Genomic DNA, 3065 nt, shown 5'->3' on the forward strand with positions numbered 1-3065 from the left:
CAATCGACGCAGACCCGAAAGAGCTGAAGTTGACATCGATCGGAAAAGATGTGCTCAAACGAAAGCTCGCTTCATTACGCGGCAAAATATTATTTTTCTTCGATAGCTGTTACTCAGGTGCCATACTGGGTTCTAACGATACATTCGGAAACGTTAACGGCGTCATCAATGAATTATCGAGTGCAGAAAACGGCTGGGTTGTTTTCAGTTCAAGCACCGGAACTCAGAAGAGTTACGAAGACCCTGTATGGGGCAATGGCGCATTCACAAAAGCGCTGCTCGAGGGAATCGACGGGGCAGCAGACTTCGGCAAAACAGGTAAGGTAACTTATAAGATGCTCGACCTTTACATCAGCGGACGAGTCAGCACGCTGACCGAGGGAACTCAAACCCCAGTAACACAAGCTCCGGGCGGTGTCGTTGATTTCCCAATTTCGGTCAAGATGAAATAAGCTTCAATTCAGCGCCCTGCGGGACTTTCACTCAACCCAAGTTAAGGCTATGACTAGGTACTTCATCGAGGTACCTAATCCACATCTGCCGAAACTCGAAATATACGCGATCCGGGCACAAGGTATTTTGCAGAACTTACGGTACACAGAGTTCGACATCTATAACAAGCTACGTTGTGTTTCAGTGCCAAACAATGCAACTCTGTAGATTGCTACCAATTCTAAATAGCGAGGAAGCTGGACACAAAGATTATTGCCCACTTTAAAAGTGCACTGATTACTTTCAAAAACGAAGGAATAAGAACATTTGGCATACAAGGTCATCCTAACTTAGAATGGTTCGAAAGCCTTATCCATATCATTTCAATCTATAGAGTAAGAGCAAAGGTGCCAAAAAATGGGATTCAAAATTTCCTTACGAGAATCGGAATTTATCTCGTCTATTCGACTCTCTATAAAATTGGAGCTACTAAGATATTTATGGCTAGGTCTCGTCTTGACTGTTTTATCGACTGTTTATAATAACTCCAACGCACAAGACCAATTTAAGCTTACTCTCAATTTAGAGCAACACCATGATTGGGTTAATCAAATTGCTGGGAATCCTAGCTCAACTTTTTTTATTACCACTTCATATGACGGTAGCGCTCGAGTTTGGGACTCCAACAATCTCAAGCTCAAGAAAGTTATTTGGGCACCGCTCAGTAAAGGAGAAACTAGGTATTGGGAAAGCGTTACAGTTTCGCCAGACAATAGGTTAATTGCCTTAGGATTATCTTCGAAGAGCGGAAGTCATCAAGTTTACTTTATCGACACAGAAAATTTTGAAATCAAGAATCAACTTTCTTTGGAAGGTGGCGTGCCAAAAGTGCTGCGATTTGCGCCGGACAATAAAACTATTTTTATTATCGAGGATGCAGCAAGTAAATTAGCGATTAAAATTTTTGATATTGAGACAAGAAAACATGTTAATTCCATTGCCCTTCCAGAGCGCTTTGCCGATATACACGGCTTTGAAATTTCACCTGATGGTAACTATCTTGCACTTGGAATTTTAAATCCTTTACCCTCTACTATTTATGTACTTAAGTCGACGGGAGACGGGTGGGTTCCTGTCAACACGCAATTAAGAGAAGGGTTTCAAATCCCAGAACGTGTTTCGGGCCCCGTATTTGCGTTTTCACCTAAGGGTGATCTCGCAGTGACATTTGAAAATGGATTCGGAGCCATTCAGATTTACCGAAAATCAAGCGACTATAAGAAGCGAACTTCACTCGTTGACTCTTGTGAAGATGGGAAACTAGAAACAGCAATAAAAAATAACATTTGTGACCTTCCAAATCCAAGAGGCTCCGAACGTTCATTTGGAGTAAAAACAATGCGGTGGACTATGAAAGGAGATAGGCTTTGGCTAGGATATCTTTTTTCGCGCCACGTAAGAGAACTTGATCTAGCAAATTTTCTACAGACAGATAGTGACGAAAATTTGCTACAAAAGGCGCCTTTTTCCGACATAAAAATCAATGAAACCGCAAAAATGATTCTCCCATTAGTTGACGGATCTATTATTGCAGCTACTGGTGTCGCAAAAAGTAACGGCCTTATAAAAATCAATTCAAATAGAGTTATTTTGGAAAAAAGCCCAGTAGATTTAAACGACGCTCTTTACTCCGAAACTAGCTTTCCCAAAAAAGAAATTGGAGAGAATAAATATATATGCTCCAAAAAATATAACAAAAAAGAGATCATTTTTGATGTGTCAACTAGTCAAATCATTTTCCCATCGGAAGACTGTTCTTTCTCGTTTCCATACTTGAATATCGACTCTACCGCATTTAAGTTAGGGCAATTTAAGCCGGAAATAGTTGAAAATGACTATAGTGACCAATTTGTACTTAGCTCGAGAGGGGTTAAACAATATTGGATTGGCGATTCATACTCGGACTTAAAAGACGGTGATCCGTTCGCCCAAATCAAGGCTGCCGTAAAGCATGATTCTATGTGGCCACCTGCCCCATATCCAACGCCCGGACATAAACATTTGATTTTCGTCTCGCCCGAGAGAGTCCAACTTATAAGTAACGATGGTCACCTTAAATGGCAATTTCTTTTAGCTGGCGCTTCGGTAAGTTTGATCAACTATTCAACAGATGGTAGCTTAGTTATATTCGCAATGAGTGATGGCACAAATCGCATTCATAAAATGGAAAATGGCAATCACTTGATGACGATGATCGTTGATAAGCAAGCAAATCGGATGGTGGCTTGGACGTCATCCGGATATTACACAGCGAGCCCAGGTGCAGAAGACTGGTTCGGGTTCTTGGTACAGAAAGAAAATCAGACGCTCCCAGATTTCGTTCCCGCTTCTCGATTTCGTGAAACACTCAACCGACCAGACATTGTCGAAAAAATTCTACAGTTCCAAGACGAATCTAAATCGATTGTCAGCGCAAATGAAAAACAAGGGATAAGACCGAATACGGAAACGACAAACTTCACCCCTATTAGTCAGCTTCCACCCGTGCTTGATTTACTAAGCAATATAGAAACAGAAGCAAACACACCCACGACAAAATTACGTGTGAGGGTTAGGACTTCAGAAAATTCACC

2 protein-coding genes are annotated in these 3065 nt (G+C 41.4%); both read left to right on the plus strand.

The window, feature by feature from the left end; translation table 11 throughout:
• A partial coding sequence (locus ACO0KZ_RS20410) for a caspase family protein (RefSeq protein ID WP_422998613.1) occupies positions 1-452 on the plus strand: 452 nt, incomplete at its 5' end.
• Between the two features lie 496 nt (positions 453-948).
• Positions 949-3065: WD40 repeat domain-containing protein (locus tag ACO0KZ_RS20415; protein ID WP_422998615.1), on the plus strand; the 2117-nt coding region annotated here is incomplete at its 3' end.

Source organism: Undibacterium sp. Di24W (genome assembly GCF_049340325.1).
Classification (GTDB): Bacteria; Pseudomonadota; Gammaproteobacteria; order Burkholderiales; family Burkholderiaceae_D; genus Undibacterium.